A 17,979-nucleotide genomic window follows, 5' to 3' on the forward strand; every position below is an offset into this window, starting at 1 on the left:
AGCGTTCCACCACTGCGAACGAACACCCGGGCACCCTCCGTCGCCTTGTCAGACGTAGGGCACCCAAGGTGCCCCAAGCCTGGGTGCTGCGCCTGGTTCACCGGCGACGTTGGGCGGGGCCCGCGCACAGCGTGTTCAGTGTACGAGGCCAGCCCTGCCATCTTGCGGATGTCTCCAGACAAGCCAGGTTGACGCACCGAGTGACCGCGTCCGCCCAGGTAACGGCCACGGAAACCGGGACCGGTGTGACCGGGTCGAGAACATGCCCTCGACTCGGAGCGGGCGAGGTTTCTGGCGTTTCCGGTTGGCTTCTCTTGGTACCCGATCCCCGCCGATGGCCGGCATATTTTCGACAGATCGTCGCGCGAGAACTACCTTTAGTTGTCTCACGGGCGGGGTTGCCATCACCGGAGGTCGCGGAAGTGGTGTGGCAGCCCACGGCTGCTTCTCGCGGACCCGCTTGGTCGAGGTCTCCGCCGCGCTCGCGCCTTGCCGGACGAATCGGGTGTATCGGGCAGATCGCATCTGGCCGGTCGTGGTCGGTCCGTCGGGATGAGGCGGCCTGTCGGTGTGTCGTCCACAGCCGCGTAGGGGCCGAGCAGCCACCCGTCAGCCGTCGCCGTCAGCCGTCGCCGTCAGCCGTCAGCCGTCGCTGCCGGGCAAGTCCTGAGGATTCTGATCGCGGGGGAGCCTGTCCGCGGGGTCCCGGGCTTCGGGCTGTGGCTGCTGCCGGGCAAGAGTTGAGGATCGTGGTCGTTCCCGCAACCAAAATCCTCAACTCTTGCGGATTGCCAAGGAACCCCGGCGCCCCCTTTTGCCCCCTTTGCAGTGAAATATTGGTGCTGTGTGACGGCGCGGGATCCCCGGTCGGGGGCCGTGCGGTAGGTGGACACGAACCGCCAGGTCGATGCCGGTGGGCCACCAGGTCTGACCTGGCGCACCGCTCCCGCTGCCGCCTGCCGGCTCGTGCGGGGACGACTCCCGGCCGGGTCCTCGGTGGCGGGCATCCCGGCCAGCGTGCGCGGGATTCCAGGTCAGCGGGGACGGCGCCGCGGGTCGGGGGGTCCGCCGCGGCCTCCGGACGACCCCCGCGATCCGCGTCCGTCACCGCCGCCGGTGCGGCCACCTCCGCTACCGCCGCCGCGGCTGCCACCTCCGCTACCGCCGCCGCGGCTGCCACCGGGATTGCGCCCACCGGGATTGCGCCCACCGGCATCGCGCCCGCCGGCATCGCGCCCGCGCTGTTCCCGCCGTACCCGCGGTTCACGCGGCTCGCGGGCACGATCGTGATCCGCGGGGACCCTGGCCGGCCCCGACGACCGGCTGGCCGCTGGACGTCCGCCCGGGGACGTGCCGCCCTTGCCACTCTTGCCCGTCCCGCCCGGGGACGTGCCACCCTGGCGGGCCGGTCCGCGCCGGTCCGCGCCGAGCTTGCCGCCGACCATCCGCATCAGTGCCGTCATCTCGTAGAGCCCGCTGCGCACGGAGATCACGACGAAGGCGAGCCCGCCGACGACGAGCCCGATGACGACCGCGATCCCCGACCCGAGCCAGCCGTGCCCGAGCAGGTCGCGGACGACGTCCGCGATGACGCTGGCCAGCACGGCGCCGATGCCGGCGGTCACGCTCACCCGGGTCGTCACCCGGGCGACGCGGTTGCCGTCGATGCCGCCGAGCTTGCGCCGCAGCAGGACGGTCGTCGCGACCAGGCCGATCATGTAGGCGAGGGCGAAACCGAGCGGCAGCACGACCGCGCGATGCTCCGGTGCCGCCACGTGGGACATCACGAGGGCGGCGACGATGTTCGTCGCGACCACGCCGATGTTGACCAGCGCGGGGGTGCGGCTGTCCCGGTAGGCGTAGAAGGCCCGCAGCTGCACCTGGAACAGGGCGAAGGGCACGAGTGCGATGGCGAAGGCGCTCAGGGAGTCGCCGATCCGTACCGCGCCGGCGACGTCGACCGCGCCGTGGTTGAAGATCGTCACGGCGATCGGGCGGCCCAGTGCCAGCAGGAACAGGGCGGACGGAACGATCGCGGTGACCGTCATCCGGGTCGCGGTCGACAGGTCCTCGCGGACGAGCGCGGTCTTGCCGGCGGCCGCGTGGTTGCTCATCCGGGGGAGCAGCGCGGTGACCACCGAGACGCCGATGATCGCGTAGGGGAGCTGGAAGAGCTGGTAGGCGTTCTGGTAGATCGTGGTGACTTCGCTGTGCTTGTCGTTCGTCAGATTGGTGATCACCGCGAAGCCGACCTGGCTGACCAGGACGTAGAGCAGCGTCCAGCCCGCGAGCTGGTAGGCCGACCGCAGCCCCGGGTGGCGCAGGTCGAGGCGGGGCCGGTAGCGGAAGCCGACGGCACGCACGGTCGGGAGCAGCGCAACGGTCATGATGATCACGCCGAGGGTGGTTCCGCCGGCCAGGACGAAGGTCTGGGCACCGGTGATCCCGTCCACCGTCGGCGGGCGGTCGCCCGGGACGAGGAAGAACGCCACACAGGTCGCGATGACCACCAGGTTGTTCAGCACCGGCGCGAACATGGGCGCGGCGAAGGACTGCCTGGTGTTGAGGATCGCCCCGAGCACCGCGCCGACCCCGTAGAAGAGCACCTGGGGCATGAACCAGCGCAGCAGGTCCGTCGCCAGCGCCCTCTTGGCGGGATCGTTGCCGTGCATGTAGATGCCGATGATCTCGGGCGCGAGGATCATCCCGAGGACCACGGCCGCGCCGAGGCCGAGAACCGTCAGGGTGACCAGGGATGACGCGAAGCCGTCCCCGCCGTCCGGGTCCTCCTTCGAGGCACGGACCAGCACCGGGACGATGGCGCTGGTGAGGATGCCGCCGAGCAGCAGGTCGTAGAGGACGTTCGGGGTCGTGTTCGCGGTGGTGTACGCGTTGCTCACCACACCGACGCCGATCGCCGCCGAGATCGCGACGGTGCGCAGGAATCCGGTGGCCCGCGAGGCGATGGTGCCGATCGCCATGATGCCGCTGGCCCGGCCCAGGCCGCCGGCGCCCTTGGCCGGGGCCTTCTTGCGGCTCCCGGTGCCGGTGCCGGTGCCCCGGCCGGTCTGCGTGGACGTCGTCCGCCGACCGGCCGGGGCCGGCTGCTGTGGCGGGCCCTTCCGGGTCGGTGCCGCCGGCCGCGGGGTCCTGGCTGTGGGCGGGGCCGTGCTCGGCGGTGGCAGCCGAGCGGTGCGATCGTCGTAGGCGTCCTCGTAGGCCTCTTCGAAAGGCTCCTCGTAGACGTCCTCGAGGGGTTCCTCGTAGGCCGCCTCATGCATCGGCTCGTAGGGTGGCTCGTCGAGGTCCTCGAACGGCTGGACGGGCGGCTGCGCGGGCGGGCGGTTCCGGGGCGGCCCGGTGCGCCGCGTCGGCTCACTGAGGTACGCGGGCTCGCTGTGCCGCATCGGCCCGCTGTGGTGCATTGGCTCGCTGTGGTGCGCGGGCCCGACGCGGTGTGTCGGCTCGCCCTGGTGCGCCGGGTGGCCGCGGGGGGCGGTGCCTGGGGCCGGTGTGCGGGCATGCGCCGCCCGCGTCGCGGGTCCCCCTTCGGACGGGGGCGGGACGGGCGGTGCGCTCGGGAGCTTGCGGGTCTGCTCACCCCGCTCGACAGGCCCCCGCGGGTCGGCGGGGTACCCGCTGATCCGCTCGTCGTCCACCTGGTAAGACTTAGGCGACATGCCCGGGTACGGGGTGATACGGCCGGCTCCGCTGTCGTACGGGTTTCCGGTGTTGTGGTGGCCGGCTACCGGTGATGGTGGCCGTGCCGGCGCCGGTGGGGTCGGTGGACCGCCCGGATAGGCGACACCGGGCGGCACCCGGGTGGTGGGCGATGATCCGTCCGGATACCGGGCCTGGCCGGGGTCGGTCGGCGGGCGTGCCTGGTCGCCGCGCCGGCTCCGTTCGTATTCGTCATATTCGGCGCGGTTGATGTAGCCCGCGCGGCCTGGGTGGCCTGCGTGGCCGGCATTCTGATCGGGTACCGGCCGGCCGTACCCGGCATCGTCGTCGTAACCCGGTGCGCCTGGGCCGTAGCCGCGCTGGTCACCGTAGCCGCGCTGGTCGCTGATTCGGCGCCGATCGCGGTAGCCATCGCCATCGCCGTGCCCGTGCTGGTTGCTGCGCCGACGCGGGTCATCGTAGGCCTGCTGATCGCGGTAGGCCTGCGGGACGTCGTAGCCGTGCTGGTCGCTGTGCCGGGGCGGGTCGTAGGGGGCCGCCGACTCGTAACCGCCCTGCCCGTACGTGCCATGGTGGTCCTGAGAAGATCGTGACCAGGTAGCCGGCGGCAGGCGACCGTCGGCTGGCCCCCACCCGTCGCGCTGCTGCTCATACGGGGGCTGGGTCGCCTGGCCCCGGTGCTGGGCGGGGTCGTCCCAGTGCGCTGCGGAGTCTCCGGGGGGTCGGGCCACGTTCGGACGGTAGCTGTCCGGGCGCTCGCGGGCATCGGGAAACGGTGGTGCTTCCGTGCCCGGCTCGGGTGCGTTCACGTACTGGTCGTCTCCGTGGCCGGTGTACCGCTCGACCACATACGGATCGTCGGCCGCGGGGCGGTGGGGCCGATCATCATGATCGTCGGACGGCCGTCGGCCACGACCGTCGTACGGTCCCATCACCGGCCGTCCGGGCGCTGTGGCTGGGGCTGGGCCGTCGACCCTGCCGGTGCCGCCGGGCGGCCGAAGCTCCACGGCCCGGCGCGGCCGAGATCCGGGCCGCCGGCATGGTGCGGGTCGCGGGTGTGGTGCGGGTCGCGGGTGTGGCCCGGTGCGCGACCATGCTCCTGGCCGGCGGCGTGGCCCAGGCCGCCGGCATGGCGCGGGTCGTGGGCATGGCTCGGGCCGCCGGCATGATGCGGATCACTGGAATGGTGCGGTCCGCCGGTGTGGTGCGGGAACCAGTCCGGCGGCGGGGGCGGAGCTGGATAAGGGTGCCCGCCCGCATCGGCGGAGGGGTACTTCCTGAGCGGGAGGGTCGCCCGTTCTGGCCCCTGGGGCGCCGGTGCCGGCGGGCCAGGGGGGTCAGCCGGCATCGGTCCGCCCGGGAGGTCGTCAGGGGGCGCGCCCTGGGAACGCGAGCGGGCCCGGAGCCGGCGGACGAGGCGGATCAGCACGGCGGCGAAGAGCACGCCGACCGCCCCGACCGTGATGCCGATGGCGATGGCCCCGTAGACCGTCGAATGGACCAGCACCCGCGCGGACGCCTCCGGGCCGATGCTCTGGCCGTCGACGGTCTCCAGCCGGATGTCGACCGGGAAGGTGCCGGCGCTCTCCGCGTCGACCTCGATCTCGATCTGGTCCTTCTGACCAGCCTTGAGCACGCGGGTGATCTCGGTGGCGGAGATGAGCCGGCCACGGTCGCTGGACGACAGCTTCACGACCACGGTCGCGTCCCAGTCGGAGCTGTTCTCCAGGGTGACGGGTACCCGGCCGCGGCTGCTGGTGAGGTTGACCATCTGGGATCCGACGACCCGGATACTGGACTGCTTCTCCTGCACGGCGCCGTCGGCCTGTTGAACGAGCGAGGTTCCGCCCGCGCTGTCCGTGCGCCAAGCCGCCGACAATCCCGTGATCAAAGTATTGATCACGGGATCGCGCCTGGTCCTCAGGCAGGTCTCGGTCGTCAGGGCCGGGGTCGCATCCGGCTGGCAGAAGACGGACCCGAGGACGTAGGCCTTGTCTCGGATCTCTTCGACCCGGTCGACGTACTCGGTCGGCAGTTCTTTCGCCTGCGCCGCCTCGCCGTAGGTCAGCGCGGTCCGCTGGGTGGCGTCCAGTTTGGCGTCGGCGGTCGCGTCGCCCAGACCGATCCCGGTCGAGTAGGTGCTCGTCGTGACGGTGTCCAGAATGGTGCGCAGCCAGCTTGCGGAGATGGCCGCGTACCGGGGGAGCGCGAGCACGACGAGGCGCCGCCGGTCCGGCGCCTGATCGGTGATCATCGCCAGCTCCGCCTGGAAGCGGGCGAGGGCGGGATCGTTCTGGGTGCCGTCGACGTCGCCGTCGGGGTCGGCGACGACGTCGGCCAGCACATGGTCGGCGGCCAGCAGGCGGACCTGGCCGGTGGCGGTCGCCATGGTGGTGGCTGCCGACGGTGTGTAGGTCAGGCCCCGGGCGGCCGGGAGGAGCTGGTCGTCGACGATCACCGTGCCGTAGCCGTTGGCGCTCAGCGCGTTCACCGTACGGGCGTCGGCGAGCCCGTCCGCGGGGAAGGCGGTCCAGCTCCCCTCCTGGGCCCGTACCGGCTTCTCCAGGAGCTCGGCGATCACCTGCTGGCCGGTGTTGACCGAGTACTGCAGCGCGTCGAGCTGGTCGGCGCGGACGAGCGCGGGCAGGTCGGTGTCCCCGTAGGGCAGCGCGAAGACGGTGCCGCCCCGGTGCGCGTAATCGCTGATCTTGTTCAGGAAGCTGATCGCGTCGGGGGGGTCCAGAACGGGCGGAGCGGTCCCGGACGGCGTCGTATAGAGGTACTCCTTGGTCATCAGGCGCAGGGCCTGCACCAGGGTGGGGTCGACGCCGAGTGCGGCGGTCGTCGTGCCGGAACTGACCACCCCGTCCAGCAGCTCCCGGAGCCGGCCGCCCTCCGCGATGTCCTGGGCCAGCGTGTTGTCGGTGAGCTTGCCGTCGGAGCGCAGCCGTGGCTTGCTCGCCAGCGGTACCACGGTCAGCACCGGCGTCCGCTGCGACTGCGCCACCCGGGGAGCGGACAGGACCACGAAGGTCGTCACCGTGGCCAGCCTGCTGTCCAGGGCGCCTCCGTTGACCCGGCCGACGACGCGGACCTGAACCGGGCGCACCTCCAGGCCGCTGGCCGGTATCAGATCGGCCACCGAGATGTCGGCGGTGAACCCGCCGGTCGCGTCGAGCGGCGGACTTGCGGCCGACGAGATGCTGGGAGAGCCGACTGCGCCGCCCGCGGCAATCTGCTGCAGCTTGCTGCGGGAGGTCAGGGCGGCACCGAGGTCGACCCGGACGCCGAGTCCGGCTGGCTGGGCGCCCTGGACGACCACCGAGCCGGAGATCCGCAGCACGGTCGAGCCGTTGCTGGGCGGAGTGACCTCGGTGACGGTCAGCTGGACGGCCTGGTTCGCGCTGGTGGAAGTTGAAGGCGAAGGCGAAGCGGAAGTACCCGAAGTGCCGCCTGTGTCGGTGGATGCCCTGGTGACCGGCTGGATTGTCGCGGTCGTTCCAGCCGCGATACCCACAGATGAGGCCGATCCTGTGGACAACTCTGTGGACAGCCCTGTGGAAACTGTGGATGAAGCTGTGGTCGCGGAGTTGTCCAGTGACAATCCCGCCACCGAGCGTGTGGTAGCGCTCGCCGGTTGCCCGCCGGTGGCCCCCACGGCCAGGCTGAGAGCTGCCACCACACCGGCGGCGAGCCGCGTCGGGAACCGCCCGCGGCCCCCTCGGCGCCGCCGCCGGGACGGGTAGGCCACGCTCACGACGCTTCGGCGAGGATCGTCGGGATCTCGTCGAGCAGCCGGCGTTCGTCCGCGTAGGCGAGGCGGTCGGCGACCTCGGCGAGCGGCACCCAGGCAACCTCCTCGACCTCGATGTCGTCGTCGGAGAGAGCGCCCCCGGTTCGCACCAGGAGGAAGTGGTGCACGGTCTTGTGCACCCGGGCCTCCCCGGCGACGAACCAGAAGTCGATGGTGCCCAGCGGGGCCAGCACCGCCCCGGTCACCCCGGTCTCCTCCGCGACCTCCCGGACGGCTGCCTCCTCCGTGGTCTCGTCGGCCTCCACATGCCCCTTCGGCAGTGACCACAACAGTCGCCCACGCCGGTCCCTACGGGCGATCAGGGCCGCGTTGGCCCCGGCTGACGGCGTGTCGAGCACCAGGCCACCCGCCGAGGTCTCCTCCACCCGGCGCAGCGGCCGGCGGCCGGGCGTCGTCCTGGGCGGGGAGGGCATGCCCTGATCGTACGAGCAGCGGCCGAATCGGCCTCGTTGTGTGTCCGGTTCGTCCGCGTGAATCGGCTCAGTTCCCGGTTCGGGACGTCCCGAGTGTGACGGGCCGGGCCATGGACCGGCCGTGGACGTCCCGGTGGGGCCGGTCACCCGTAATCTGAAAGGGTGGCTGTGATCAGTCTTGACAATCCCCGGGATTCGGCGGAGCAGGTGGTGAGCGAACTGCTGCGGGTGCCCGCGCCCGCGGACGAGCTGGGCCGGATCTTCGCCGACCACGGGCATGCCCTGTACCTGGTCGGCGGCTCTGTGCGTGACTCGCTGCTGGGCCGGGCCCAGAGTGCCCCCGACCTGGACTTCACCACGGATGCCCGCCCCGAGCGGGTCCTGGAGATCACCCGGGGCTGGGCCGAGGCGACCTGGGAGGCGGGTATCGCCTTCGGCACGGTCGGCCTGGCGCGGCGCGGGGTGCGGTTCGAGGTCACCACCTACCGCAGCGAGACCTACGACCGGACGTCCCGCAACCCGACCGTGACCTATGGCGACGGCCTGCATGGCGATCTGGTCCGGCGGGACTTCACCGTCAACGCGATGGCGGTGTCCGTCCCGGGGCATGACTTCGTCGACCTGTTCGGCGGCATGGCGGACCTGGCTCGCGGGGTGCTGCGTACCCCCGGCGTCCCGGAGGCCTCCTTCGACGACGACCCGCTGCGGATCCTGCGCGCGGCCCGGTTCGAGGCGGCCCTCGGGCTCACCCCGGTGCCCGAGCTGGTGGCGGCGATGCGGTCGCGGGCCGAGCGCATCAAGATCGTCTCCCCGGAGCGGGTGCGCGACGAGCTGCGCAAGCTGATCGCCAGCCCGAACCCGATTGCCGGGCTGGAGCGGCTCGTCGATGTCGGCATCGCCGACATCGTGCTGCCCGAGCTCGGCGCGATGCGGATGGAGATCGACGAGCACCACCAGCACAAGGACGTCTACGCGCACACGATGACCGTGCTGAGCCAGGCGATGGCGCTGGAGGACGACGGCCCGGACGAGATCCTGCGCTGGGCCGCGCTGCTGCACGACATCGGCAAGCCGCGTACCCGCCGGCACATCCCGGGTGGCCGGGTGTCCTTCCACCACCACGAGGTCGTCGGGCGCGACATGACGCGCCGGCGCCTCACCGCGCTGCGCTTCCCGAAGGACGTCACCGACGCGATCTGCTCGCTGGTCTTCCTCCACCTGCGCTTCCACGGGTACGGCTCCGGTGAGTGGACGGACTCCGCGGTGCGCCGGTACGTCCACGACGCCGGCCCGCAGCTGAACCGTCTCCACAAACTGGTCCGCTCGGACTGCACGACGCGCAACCGCCGCAAGGCCGAGAGTCTGGCCCGGACCTACGACTCGCTGGAGGAGCGGATCGCCGACCTCGCCGCGAGCGAGGAGATCGCCGCCATCCGGCCGGAGCTCTCCGGCGACGACATCATGGCGCTGCTGGCGCTGCCGCCGTCGCGGCTCGTCGGGAAGGCACGCGAGCACATGCTCGACGTCCGGTTCGAGCGCGGGCTGCTGGGCCGCGAGGCCGCCGAGGCGGAGCTGCTCCGGTGGGCGCGGGAGAACGGCATACCCGTCCCCGTTCCCGGAGGCGAACCGGGCAGCGACGTCTAGTGCAACGCCTCCAGTAGTTCCTTGCCGCTGGCGGTGGCGGCGTGAAGAGTGAAGGATTTTGGTTGTTCTGGCGACCAAAATCCTTCACTCTTGCTTGGGGTCGGCCACATTCGTCCGGCTATCGATCTTTGTTGACGCGATTCCAAGGCCGCGAGGCGGGCTGCTTCAGCCAGGCACAGAGGAACGTCGGGCATCCCTGGTGGATGCCCCGTGGCCCGTGCCCGGAAAGGTGACAGAGGCGTCTGAAACCCGAATCGTTCTCATCTGTTGAATGAATGACGGGCGGGCCGCGGCCAGTGATCACGAGCTCACGGCGGCCGCGGGTGGCCCGCGCCGCCGCCGACGTTGGCCCGGCACAGTGTCAGAGTGGCCGGCAAGACCTCAACAGCCCCCGTGACCAGCGGCTCAAGGGGCCGTCAGTGGCACCCTCCGCTCGCTGGGCGCGCGAGATCCCACCCTCGCAGGGCTCGGCGAGGTTCGCGGGAACGACGACTAAAGGGCTCTTCGTGGCTCCTCCGATAACCGCTCATCGAAGCCTTGTAAAACCGGCGACGAAATGGATGTCAAGAGATCTGGGGGAAGGGAAACGAGGAGCCCTTCAGTTTCGTGAATGGAAAAGGCGCGCCCGCGTCGAAAGCTGACCAGTGCTGTCAGAAACCCAAAAGATCGACTGGGTACACAGCCCGTGGCCCGCAGAGTCCGCAGCGCCCGCAGCGCCCGCAGCGCCCGCAGAGTCCGCCGCGCCGAGCGGCAGCCGCGGCTGTCGCGGATCGCGAGCTTCGAGCTTCTGCTGTCGCCGTTGCTTCCGAGCAAGAAGTGAGGATTCTGGCTGCTGCAGGAACCGAAATCCTCGCCTCTTGCGGATTGTCAGGTGACTCCCGGCACCATTTGCCCCAATTGATGTGAATTGCTGGCGCCACTTCTCACTGAGGCGCACCACCAGGGCGGCGACGTCAGGGCGACGTCAGCTTGTGAGCGGCGTGCTCGTCGAAGGTGACGCGCTGGCCGCGTTCGTCACCGTCGGCGAGCCGGCGCCGCTCGGGCCGTCGATCGCTGGGCCGTCGATCGCTGGGCCGGTGGCGAGTGGGTTGTCGGTGATCGGGCTGTCGGTGATCGGGCTGTCGGTGGCCCGGTTGTGGGCCCCTCCGACGCCGCGGATCACCCGGTCCTCGGGGTGGCGCATCGCGGGCCTGGTAGTAGACGAGGCCCGCGAGGCAGTAGCCGACCCCGGCGACGATGATGGTCGGCGAGGAGCGGCCGTCCTCGGGCACGATGAGGGCGGCGACCGCGGCGGCCGCCACGAAGGCCAGGTTGAACAGCAGGTCGTAGAGCGAGAACGCCCTGCCGCGGTAGGCGTCCTCCGTCTCCTCCTGCACGATCGTGTCGACGCAGATCTTGCTGGCCTGGGCGGAGAAGCCGAGCAGCAGGCCGGCGACGACGAACAGCAGGGACTGGAACGGCAGCCCCAGCGCGATCTCGACGACACCGCCCCCGACGAGGACGATCGCGATCCAGCGCGCCTTCGGCATCCGCTGCGTCACCCGGGGCGTGACCACGGCGGCCAGCACCGTCCCGATCCCGCTGGCGGCCACCACCTGGGCGAGGCCGGCGAGCCCGCCCATGGCGCCGGTGAAGTGGTTGCGGTAGAGCAGCACCGTCAGCACCAGTACCAGCCCGTAGGCGGCCCGGGACGCCGTCAGTGCCGCCAGGGCGCGCCGCGCCGGACCGTGATGCCACAGGTAGCGCACGCCGTCGGCCAGGTCGACGGCCACGCTGCGGGCCTGTGACCAGGCGCCCTGCTAGGGTGCCGCCTCGACCGGGCCGAAGGCGAGCCGGGCCGGGCGTGACGCCGTCACGGCGGCGGCCACATAGGCGAGCGCCGCGAGGCCCGCTACCAGCGCGACCTCCTTGTCGTCACCGCCGGTGAGCCCGCGCAGACCGCTGCCGATGCCGGCGCCCAGCAGCGTGGCGACGGTGCCCGAGGTGACGGACAGCGCGTTGGCGGTCACGAGGCGGTCGACGTCCACGACCATCGGCAGGCCCGCGGACAGGGCGGCCAGCACGAACCGGTTCACGCTGACCGCGGCGAGCGCCGTCGCGTAGAAGTCGGCACCGGTGCGACCGCCGAGGATCAGCCCGACGAGCACGACCATCAGCAGTGCGCGGATCACGGAGGAGACCACGAGGACCCGCTGCCGGGAGACGCGGTCGAGCACGATGCCGGCGAACGGGCCGATCACGCTGAAGGGCAGCACCACCACGGCGAGGGACGCCGCCAGCGCGCCGGCGGACGTCGCGCGCTCCGGTGAGAACAGGACGTAGCTGACCAGGCTCGCCTGGAAGACACCGTCCGCGGCCTGCGATGACAGCCGGGCGGCGTAGAGCTGGCGGAACCCGCGGCCGAGAAGCAGGGTACGCAGATCACCGGTCCACTGCTTGCCGGGCGAGTTGCCGGTCGAGGCCACCTCGTCAGCCTACGAAGTGCACGGCCCGATCGGAATGGCGGGCCACCGCAGGGGCGCCCACGAAATGAAGGGTGATCTCTCCGGGGAGACTTCCGTTTCCGTGTCATCGCAATGGTGCCACCATGCTTGCACGGGTCTTTGGGGGCGCATCAATGCAGACACTGCGGTCGTCTGTGGTCGCGCCGGGTCGAAGAGGGTCCGCTACGGTCACCTCGCGTAGATCGACCGTTTCGGAGGTCCCGGTCTGATGTCTGGTGCCCGGCACCGGTACCGCCGCACCGGCCCGTCCGTCCGCCGGATCACGGCGCTGGCCGCGATCCCGGTGCTCGCCGGAGCCCTGACCAGCGGCTGGGTGTTCCTCCGCGGGAGTCCGGCGGTCGCCACCTGCGCCGGCACCGTGACGCTGACGGTCGCCGTGGCCCCGTCGTTGGCCGACCCGATGGAGGAGCTCGCGACGGCCTACCGCGACGAGCATCCCGCCGTCTTCGGGTACTGCGCGTCCATCCAGGTGGACACCGTCGACAGCGGCCGGGCCGCGGCGTACCTGCGCGGCGGCTGGAGTGACCCGGGCGCCGGGGAGATCCCCGACGTCTGGGTGCCGGACTCAGCCGACTGGCTGGCGCTGGCGCGAACCACCGAACCGGCCAACCGGCTGCTGACCGACGCCGGTCAGCCGATCGCCACGTCGCCTGTCGTCATTGCGATGCCGCGGCCGATGGCGGTGGCGCTCGGGTGGCCCCGACATCAGCTCTCCTGGGCCGACCTGGGCAAACGGCTGGCGGAGCCGGGCGATGACGACTACTGGGCCGCGCACGGGAACGCGGCCTGGGGCGGTTTCACGATCGGCCTGTCCGACCCGCGCACCTCGACGTCCGGCCTGTCCGCGCTGACCGTCCTCGTCGCCCAGGCCCTGGACCGGCCGGCCGCGCGGCTCATCGAGAAGGACATCACCGACGACCTCACCGACGACCTCACGACCGACAGCGCCATCCTGCGGCTCGAACGTGCGGCGAGTCTGCTCCCGGGCTCCGACGCGAGCCTGCTCGCGACGCTGCGCGGCACCGGCCTCGACGATCCGGGCGCGTCGCGCCTGTCCGCGATCCCGCTCTCCGAGAGCCTCGTCTACCAGTACAACGCCGGGGTCGGGCTCGGCGCGCGGCTGCCGGACGGGGACGGGCCCGAGCTCGTCGCGTCCTACCCGTCCGACGGGCTCATGCTGGACGAGATCCGCTACGTCCAGCTGAGCCGGGTCTCGTCCGACCCGGTGAAAAGCCAGGTGGCCGCGGACCTGCTGGCGCTGCTGAGGTCGGGGCGGGGCGTGGCGGCGCTGGCCGGTCACGGTTTCCGAACAGTCGACGGGGCCGCCGACTCCCTCGGACCCGAGACCGGGCTCGCGGCCCGGCCGCAGGAGCTGGGCAGGAAGCCGATGATGGCGCCGACGGTCATGACCGCGCTGCAGGCGACCTTCATCGGCGTGCATCAGCGGACCAACACGCTGATGGTCCTGGACAGCTCGGGCTCCATGGCCGAGCCGGTGCCCGCCAGCGGAGACCGCAGCCGGCTGGCGGTGGCGCTGGACGCCGCGAAGGCCGCCCTGCCGATGTTCGCGGACGGCAGCAACCTCGGGCTGTGGCGGTTCTCCTCCCGGCTGCACGGCGCCGACGACTGGGACGAGCTCGTCGGGCTCGGCCCGGTGGAGGAACAGGTCGGCGGGGCAGACGGGGCAGACGAGGCCGGCGGGGTGCCCCGACGGCAGGCCGTCATCGACGAGATGAGCCGGATCGAACCTCGCGGTGACACCGGGCTGTACGAGACGACGCTCGCCGCGTTCCGGCACCTGAACCAGCACTATGAGGACGGCTGGCCCAACCAGGTGGTGCTGCTGACCGACGGCCGCAACTCCGACCCGGGCAGCATGTCGCTCGACGAACTGGTCCGGACGCTGCGCCGCGAGTACTCGGCGCTGCATCCGGTGCGGATCATCACGATCGGCTATGGCGAGGACGCCGACCTGGGGGCGCTGGCCCGGATCTCGGACGCGACCGGCGCCCAGAGCTACCCGGCCCTCGACCCGAACAGCATCTTCGTGGTGCTCGTCGGAGCGTTCACCGAGATACCCGGCTGACCGCCTCTGGACGCCGGTCTGCCTCTCGACGCCAGCTTGCCTCCGGACGCGGCGATGGCCCCGGGGACAGACGTCCTCGGGGCCATCGCCGCGGTCTTCAGTGCGGCGCGATCAGCGTTGTGCGATCACGCGCGGTGGTGCCGCACGCTCAGCCCTCGCCGCGGATGAAGGCCTCGACCTTGTCGCGGGCCTCGCTGTCGCGGTACTGCTCCGGCGGGGACTTCATGAAGTACGAGGACGCCGAGAGGATCGGCCCACCGATGCCGCGGTCCAGCGCGACCTTCGCGCAGCGGACGGCGTCGATGACCACGCCGGCGCTGTTGGGGGAGTCCCAGACCTCGAGCTTGTACTCCAGGTTCAGCGGGACGTCACCGAACGCGCGGCCCTCGAGGCGGACGTAGGCCCACTTGCGGTCGTCGAGCCAGGCGACGTAGTCGGACGGGCCGATGTGCACGTTGTCCTTGCCCAGGTCGTGGGAGACCTGGGAGGTCACGGCCTGGGTCTTGGAGATCTTCTTGGACTCCAGCCGCTCCCGCTCGAGCATGTTCTTGAAGTCCATGTTGCCGCCGACGTTCAGCTGCATCGTGCGGTCGAGGATGACGCCGCGGTCCTCGAACAGCTTCGCCAGCACCCGGTGCGTGATGGTGGCGCCGACCTGCGACTTGATGTCGTCGCCGACGATCGGCACACCCGCGGCGCGGAACTTCTCGGCCCACTCGGGGACACCCGCGATGAAGACCGGGAGGCAGTTGATGAAGGCGACGCCGGCGTCGATGGCGCACTGGGCGTAGAACTTCGCCGCGTCGTCGGAGCCGACCGGGAGGTAGCAGACGAGGACGTCGGCGCGGGCCTCACGCAGCGCGGCGACGACGTCGACCGGGGCCTCGTCGGACTCCTCGATCGTCTCGCGGTAGTAGCGGCCGAGGCCGTCGAGGGTGTGCCCGCGGGCGACGGTGACGCCGAGCGGGGGCACATCGGCGATCTTGATGGTGTTGTTCTCGCTGGCCACGATGGCCTCGGAGAGGTCGCGGCCGACCTTCTTCGCGTCGACGTCGAACGCGGCGACGAAGGTGAGGTCGGAGACGTGGTAGTCGCCGAGCGTCACATGCATCAGACCAGGGACCTGGGCCGACGGGTCGGCGTCGCGGTAGTACTCGACCCCCTGGACGAGAGATGCGGCGCAGTTGCCCACACCCACGATGGCGACACGAACCGAACCCATGACGGATGCGCTCCTTAGCTGGTGAATGGGATGCTGGCGTTGCTGGCGGCCTGGAACTGCTGAAGGCCTGGCGTTGCTGGGTGGCAAGGTGCGGGACCTGGCTGAACGGTGACTGCCTGCGTCAACCGTGCTAGCCCGACCACGCGCCGAACCAGACCCCTGCCGTCGTGCCCGGGGCCGCACTGCCGGTGTTGCGCTGCGCTAGGTGCCGGGGGCTGGGGACGGGGCCGCGTCGCTGGGGCCTTCGCCACGGATCCGCGTGTCTGCTGGCGGGGCCGTTGGCTCCACCGACTCCGCGTCAGCTGTGGACGAACCTGTGGACAACTCTGTGGATGATGTGGACAACACCTGCGGCCCTGGCCTGGGCGCAGGCGCCTGGGCCCGCTCGGTCTCGATCAGCTCGTTGAGCCACCGAACCTCGCGCTCGACCGATTCGAGGCCGTGGCGCTGCAGCTCGAGGGTGTAGGAGTCGAGCCGCTTCTGGGTGCGGGTCAGCGCCGAGCGAACCTTCTCGCCACGCTCCTCGAGTCGGCCGCGCCGCCCCTCGAGGATCCGCAGCCGCACCGCCGCGTCCGTCTTGGAGAAGAAGGCGAAGCGGACGCCGAACATCTCGTCCTCCCAGGAGGACGGCCCACCTTCACCCAGCAGATCGGAGAGCTTCTCCTTGCCCTCGGCGGTGAGGGTGTAGACGACCCGGCTGCGCCCGCCGATCCGGGCGGCCGCGCCGGCGTCGTCCGCGGTCACGAACCCGGACGCCTGCAGCCGGCGCAGGCAGGGATACAGCGAACCATAGCTGAAGCGGTGGAAGGACCCGAGCACGGCGGCGAGTCGCTTGCGCAGCTCGTAGCCATGCATGGGGCTCTCCGACAGGAGCGCGAGCACCGCCAGCTCCAACATGCGCGCTCACCTCCCGCGGCAGCTACCAGGCCGGCACCGGCCCGGTGGCTCGGGCCTGTGTGTCGGCTCTGTGTGTATCGGCTGTGTGTATCGGAGCTGTGTATCGACTAGTACTGTCGCACCGACATATCGATGCGATACATCGAGGATAGACGCCTCGGTACGCCCACGGCAACACCGGATTGCGTACTGGCGACCGGACGATGACAGATCGAGGTTCCACCGCAGGTCAGAAGCACTGCGGTGGATGGACACGAGGGTTCGGCGCCGGCTCGTGTGACGGCGCCGACGGGTGACATCCGCGCCAGGCACGGTCCGGGCCCGCCAGGCACGGGTCCGGGCCCGCCAGGCACGGTCCGGGCCCGCCAGGCCGGGTCGGGCGCCCGGGAGCCGCCGCCGGCGAAAGGCGTGGAGCGCGTCAACTTCTGTCGTTACCGTCTGCCCGGCGACCGCCGTCGGCGTACCGTGGCAGGCATGCGTCCACGGTCGGTCATCGACTATGCGCTCGCCCGCAGGGCGACGCTGGGCGACCTGTTCGCGGGCCGGGTCTCCTCGGCCGACGTGTGCGACGCACACCCCTACCTGGTACGGGCGGCCAGGTATCACGGAGAGCCGACGAAGAAGCGGTGCCCGGTCTGCCGCGGCGCCGACCCGCTCATCAACGTCACCTATACCTATGGTGACGAACTGGGGCCCAGCTCGGGCCGGGTGCGAGCCACCAAGGAGCTGCCCGGCCTGGCCGCCCGCTACAGCGAGCTGAACGTCTACGTGGTCGAGGTCTGTCCGCCCTGTGGCTGGAACCACCTGATCACGTCGTACGTGATCGGTACCGGTGAGCCACCGGCCAGGAAGCAGTCACGCCGACGGGCCGCCGACACCTGAGGCCTCGGCCGAGCTCCGTCGCCTTGATCGGCCTGTGTCGGTCCAGGCCGCCTGCACTTCGGTGCCCTCTCGTGGGTGGTCGAATCTGGCATGAGATTCTGGTCTGCCATGTGGGCTTCCACGTGGGTGCGGCCGACTTCGGCGCGGTGGCGCGGGTTCGGGGAGCGCTGGCCGGATCATGGCCCCAGCACAGTGACCGGGGGGCACACGGCGAACGGACGGGGTAGCTGGTGAGTACTCCCTATAGCCAGGGCGCACGGCCGAATAGCCAGGGTGCACGGCCGACAGGCGCTCGTGCCGGTGACGGGCAGCCATCGCCTGACGGCCCGCGGCCGGCCGGTGGGCCACCGGACCGACGCTTCGACTCCGCCGGGGACCCGGCCGCGACCTCGGTGAGCAACCCCGAGCCCGCCGGCTGGGCACCCGATCCCGGTGCCGCGGCTCGCCGCCGGGCCGCTGCCGGCCGTGACGGTGGCGACTCCACCTCCGGCCGTCGAGCCGCCGGCCGCGGCGGGCAGGGCTCCAGCGGGCCGGACTCGAGGGGGCAGGGCTCCAGCGGGCCGGGCGACCATCGGGCCGCACCCGGTCAGCCCGCGCGGCCCACGACGGGGCCGCGCAACGCCGGCGCGGGTACCGGTCCGGCGTCCGGCGGGCGGGGCTTCTCCGACCGTGCTGAGGGAAGCCGATCCGGATCCCGGCAGACCGGTGCGGAGCGCACCGGGTCCGGGCGGGTCCTCAACCCCCGCAGCACCAACCCGCGCAGCACCAGCCCCCGCAACACGTCGGCCGGCCGCACCCCGCCCACGGGCGGACCTGCCCGCGGCGACGTCGCCGGG

General features: G+C 71.4%; 11 protein-coding genes and 1 pseudogene. 5 read left to right on the forward strand and 7 right to left on the reverse strand.

Features of this window, described 5'->3' with window-relative positions; all coding sequences use genetic code 11:
- Window positions 1-1,034: 1,034 nt before the first annotated feature.
- The 3 genes from murJ to FREUN1FDRAFT_RS25070 form a co-directional block, all read right to left on the reverse strand.
- Complete coding sequence (murJ, locus tag FREUN1FDRAFT_RS41940; RefSeq protein WP_232295392.1) at window positions 1,035-4,529, reverse strand: murein biosynthesis integral membrane protein MurJ; 3,495 nt, start codon at window positions 4,527-4,529, stop codon at window positions 1,035-1,037.
- A gap of 83 nt (window positions 4,530-4,612) precedes the next feature.
- The gene (locus FREUN1FDRAFT_RS25065; RefSeq protein ID WP_006543048.1) at window positions 4,613-7,198 is read right to left on the reverse strand and encodes a DUF6049 family protein; all 2,586 of its coding nucleotides are present in this window, start codon (window positions 7,196-7,198) and stop codon (window positions 4,613-4,615) included.
- Window positions 7,199-7,434: 236 nt separating this feature from the next.
- A complete protein-coding gene (locus FREUN1FDRAFT_RS25070) occupies window positions 7,435-7,908 on the reverse strand; it encodes an NUDIX hydrolase (RefSeq protein ID WP_006543049.1) in 474 nt (157 codons plus the stop codon).
- 168 nt (window positions 7,909-8,076) lie between these two features.
- On the opposite strand from FREUN1FDRAFT_RS25070, the gene FREUN1FDRAFT_RS25075 reads away from it, so the two are divergent.
- Together FREUN1FDRAFT_RS25075 and FREUN1FDRAFT_RS47500 are read left to right on the forward strand one after the other, a co-directional pair.
- Window positions 8,077-9,552, forward strand: a complete 1,476-nt coding sequence (locus FREUN1FDRAFT_RS25075) for a CCA tRNA nucleotidyltransferase (RefSeq protein ID WP_006543050.1) — start codon at window positions 8,077-8,079, stop codon at window positions 9,550-9,552.
- Window positions 9,553-10,237: 685 nt separating this feature from the next.
- Entirely contained in the window at window positions 10,238-10,372 is a 135-nt protein-coding gene (locus FREUN1FDRAFT_RS47500; protein ID WP_255348235.1) for a hypothetical protein, read from the forward strand.
- A 133-nt stretch (window positions 10,373-10,505) separates the two neighbouring features.
- Here FREUN1FDRAFT_RS47500 and FREUN1FDRAFT_RS48205 read toward each other — a convergent pair whose 3' ends face one another.
- Entirely contained in the window at window positions 10,506-11,324 is an 819-nt protein-coding gene (locus tag FREUN1FDRAFT_RS48205; protein WP_006543051.1) for an MFS transporter, read from the reverse strand.
- Between the two features lie 27 nt (window positions 11,325-11,351).
- Window positions 11,352-12,017: a hypothetical protein gene (locus tag FREUN1FDRAFT_RS48210; protein WP_006543052.1), complete on the reverse strand. Its 666-nt coding sequence runs from the start codon at window positions 12,015-12,017 to the stop codon at window positions 11,352-11,354.
- Window positions 12,018-12,264: 247 nt separating this feature from the next.
- Between FREUN1FDRAFT_RS48210 and FREUN1FDRAFT_RS25085 the strand changes: the two genes are divergently transcribed.
- Window positions 12,265-14,142 carry a substrate-binding and VWA domain-containing protein gene (locus FREUN1FDRAFT_RS25085; protein WP_006543053.1) on the forward strand — a complete coding sequence of 626 codons (1,878 nt, stop codon included), beginning with the start codon at window positions 12,265-12,267 and terminating at the stop codon, window positions 14,140-14,142.
- Window positions 14,143-14,290: 148 nt separating this feature from the next.
- On the opposite strand, the gene FREUN1FDRAFT_RS25090 is transcribed toward FREUN1FDRAFT_RS25085, so the two are convergent.
- Window positions 14,291-15,364: an inositol-3-phosphate synthase gene (locus FREUN1FDRAFT_RS25090; RefSeq protein WP_006543054.1), complete on the reverse strand. Its 1,074-nt coding sequence runs from the start codon at window positions 15,362-15,364 to the stop codon at window positions 14,291-14,293.
- Window positions 15,365-15,565: 201 nt separating this feature from the next.
- Entirely contained in the window at window positions 15,566-16,261 is a 696-nt protein-coding gene (locus FREUN1FDRAFT_RS25095) for a PadR family transcriptional regulator (RefSeq protein ID WP_006543055.1), read from the reverse strand.
- Between the two features lie 474 nt (window positions 16,262-16,735).
- Between FREUN1FDRAFT_RS25095 and FREUN1FDRAFT_RS25100 the strand changes: the two genes are divergently transcribed.
- Together FREUN1FDRAFT_RS25100 and FREUN1FDRAFT_RS44240 are read left to right on the forward strand one after the other, a co-directional pair.
- Window positions 16,736-17,143 (forward strand): DUF5318 family protein, encoded by a 408-nt coding sequence (locus FREUN1FDRAFT_RS25100; RefSeq protein WP_006543056.1) that lies wholly within the window; start codon window positions 16,736-16,738, stop codon window positions 17,141-17,143.
- Window positions 17,144-17,535: 392 nt separating this feature from the next.
- Window positions 17,536-17,979 (forward strand): annotated as a pseudogene (locus FREUN1FDRAFT_RS44240) (hypothetical protein); the annotation flags it as partial.

It is taken from the genome of Parafrankia sp. EUN1f (assembly GCF_000177675.1).
Classification (GTDB): domain Bacteria; phylum Actinomycetota; class Actinomycetes; order Frankiales; family Frankiaceae; genus Parafrankia.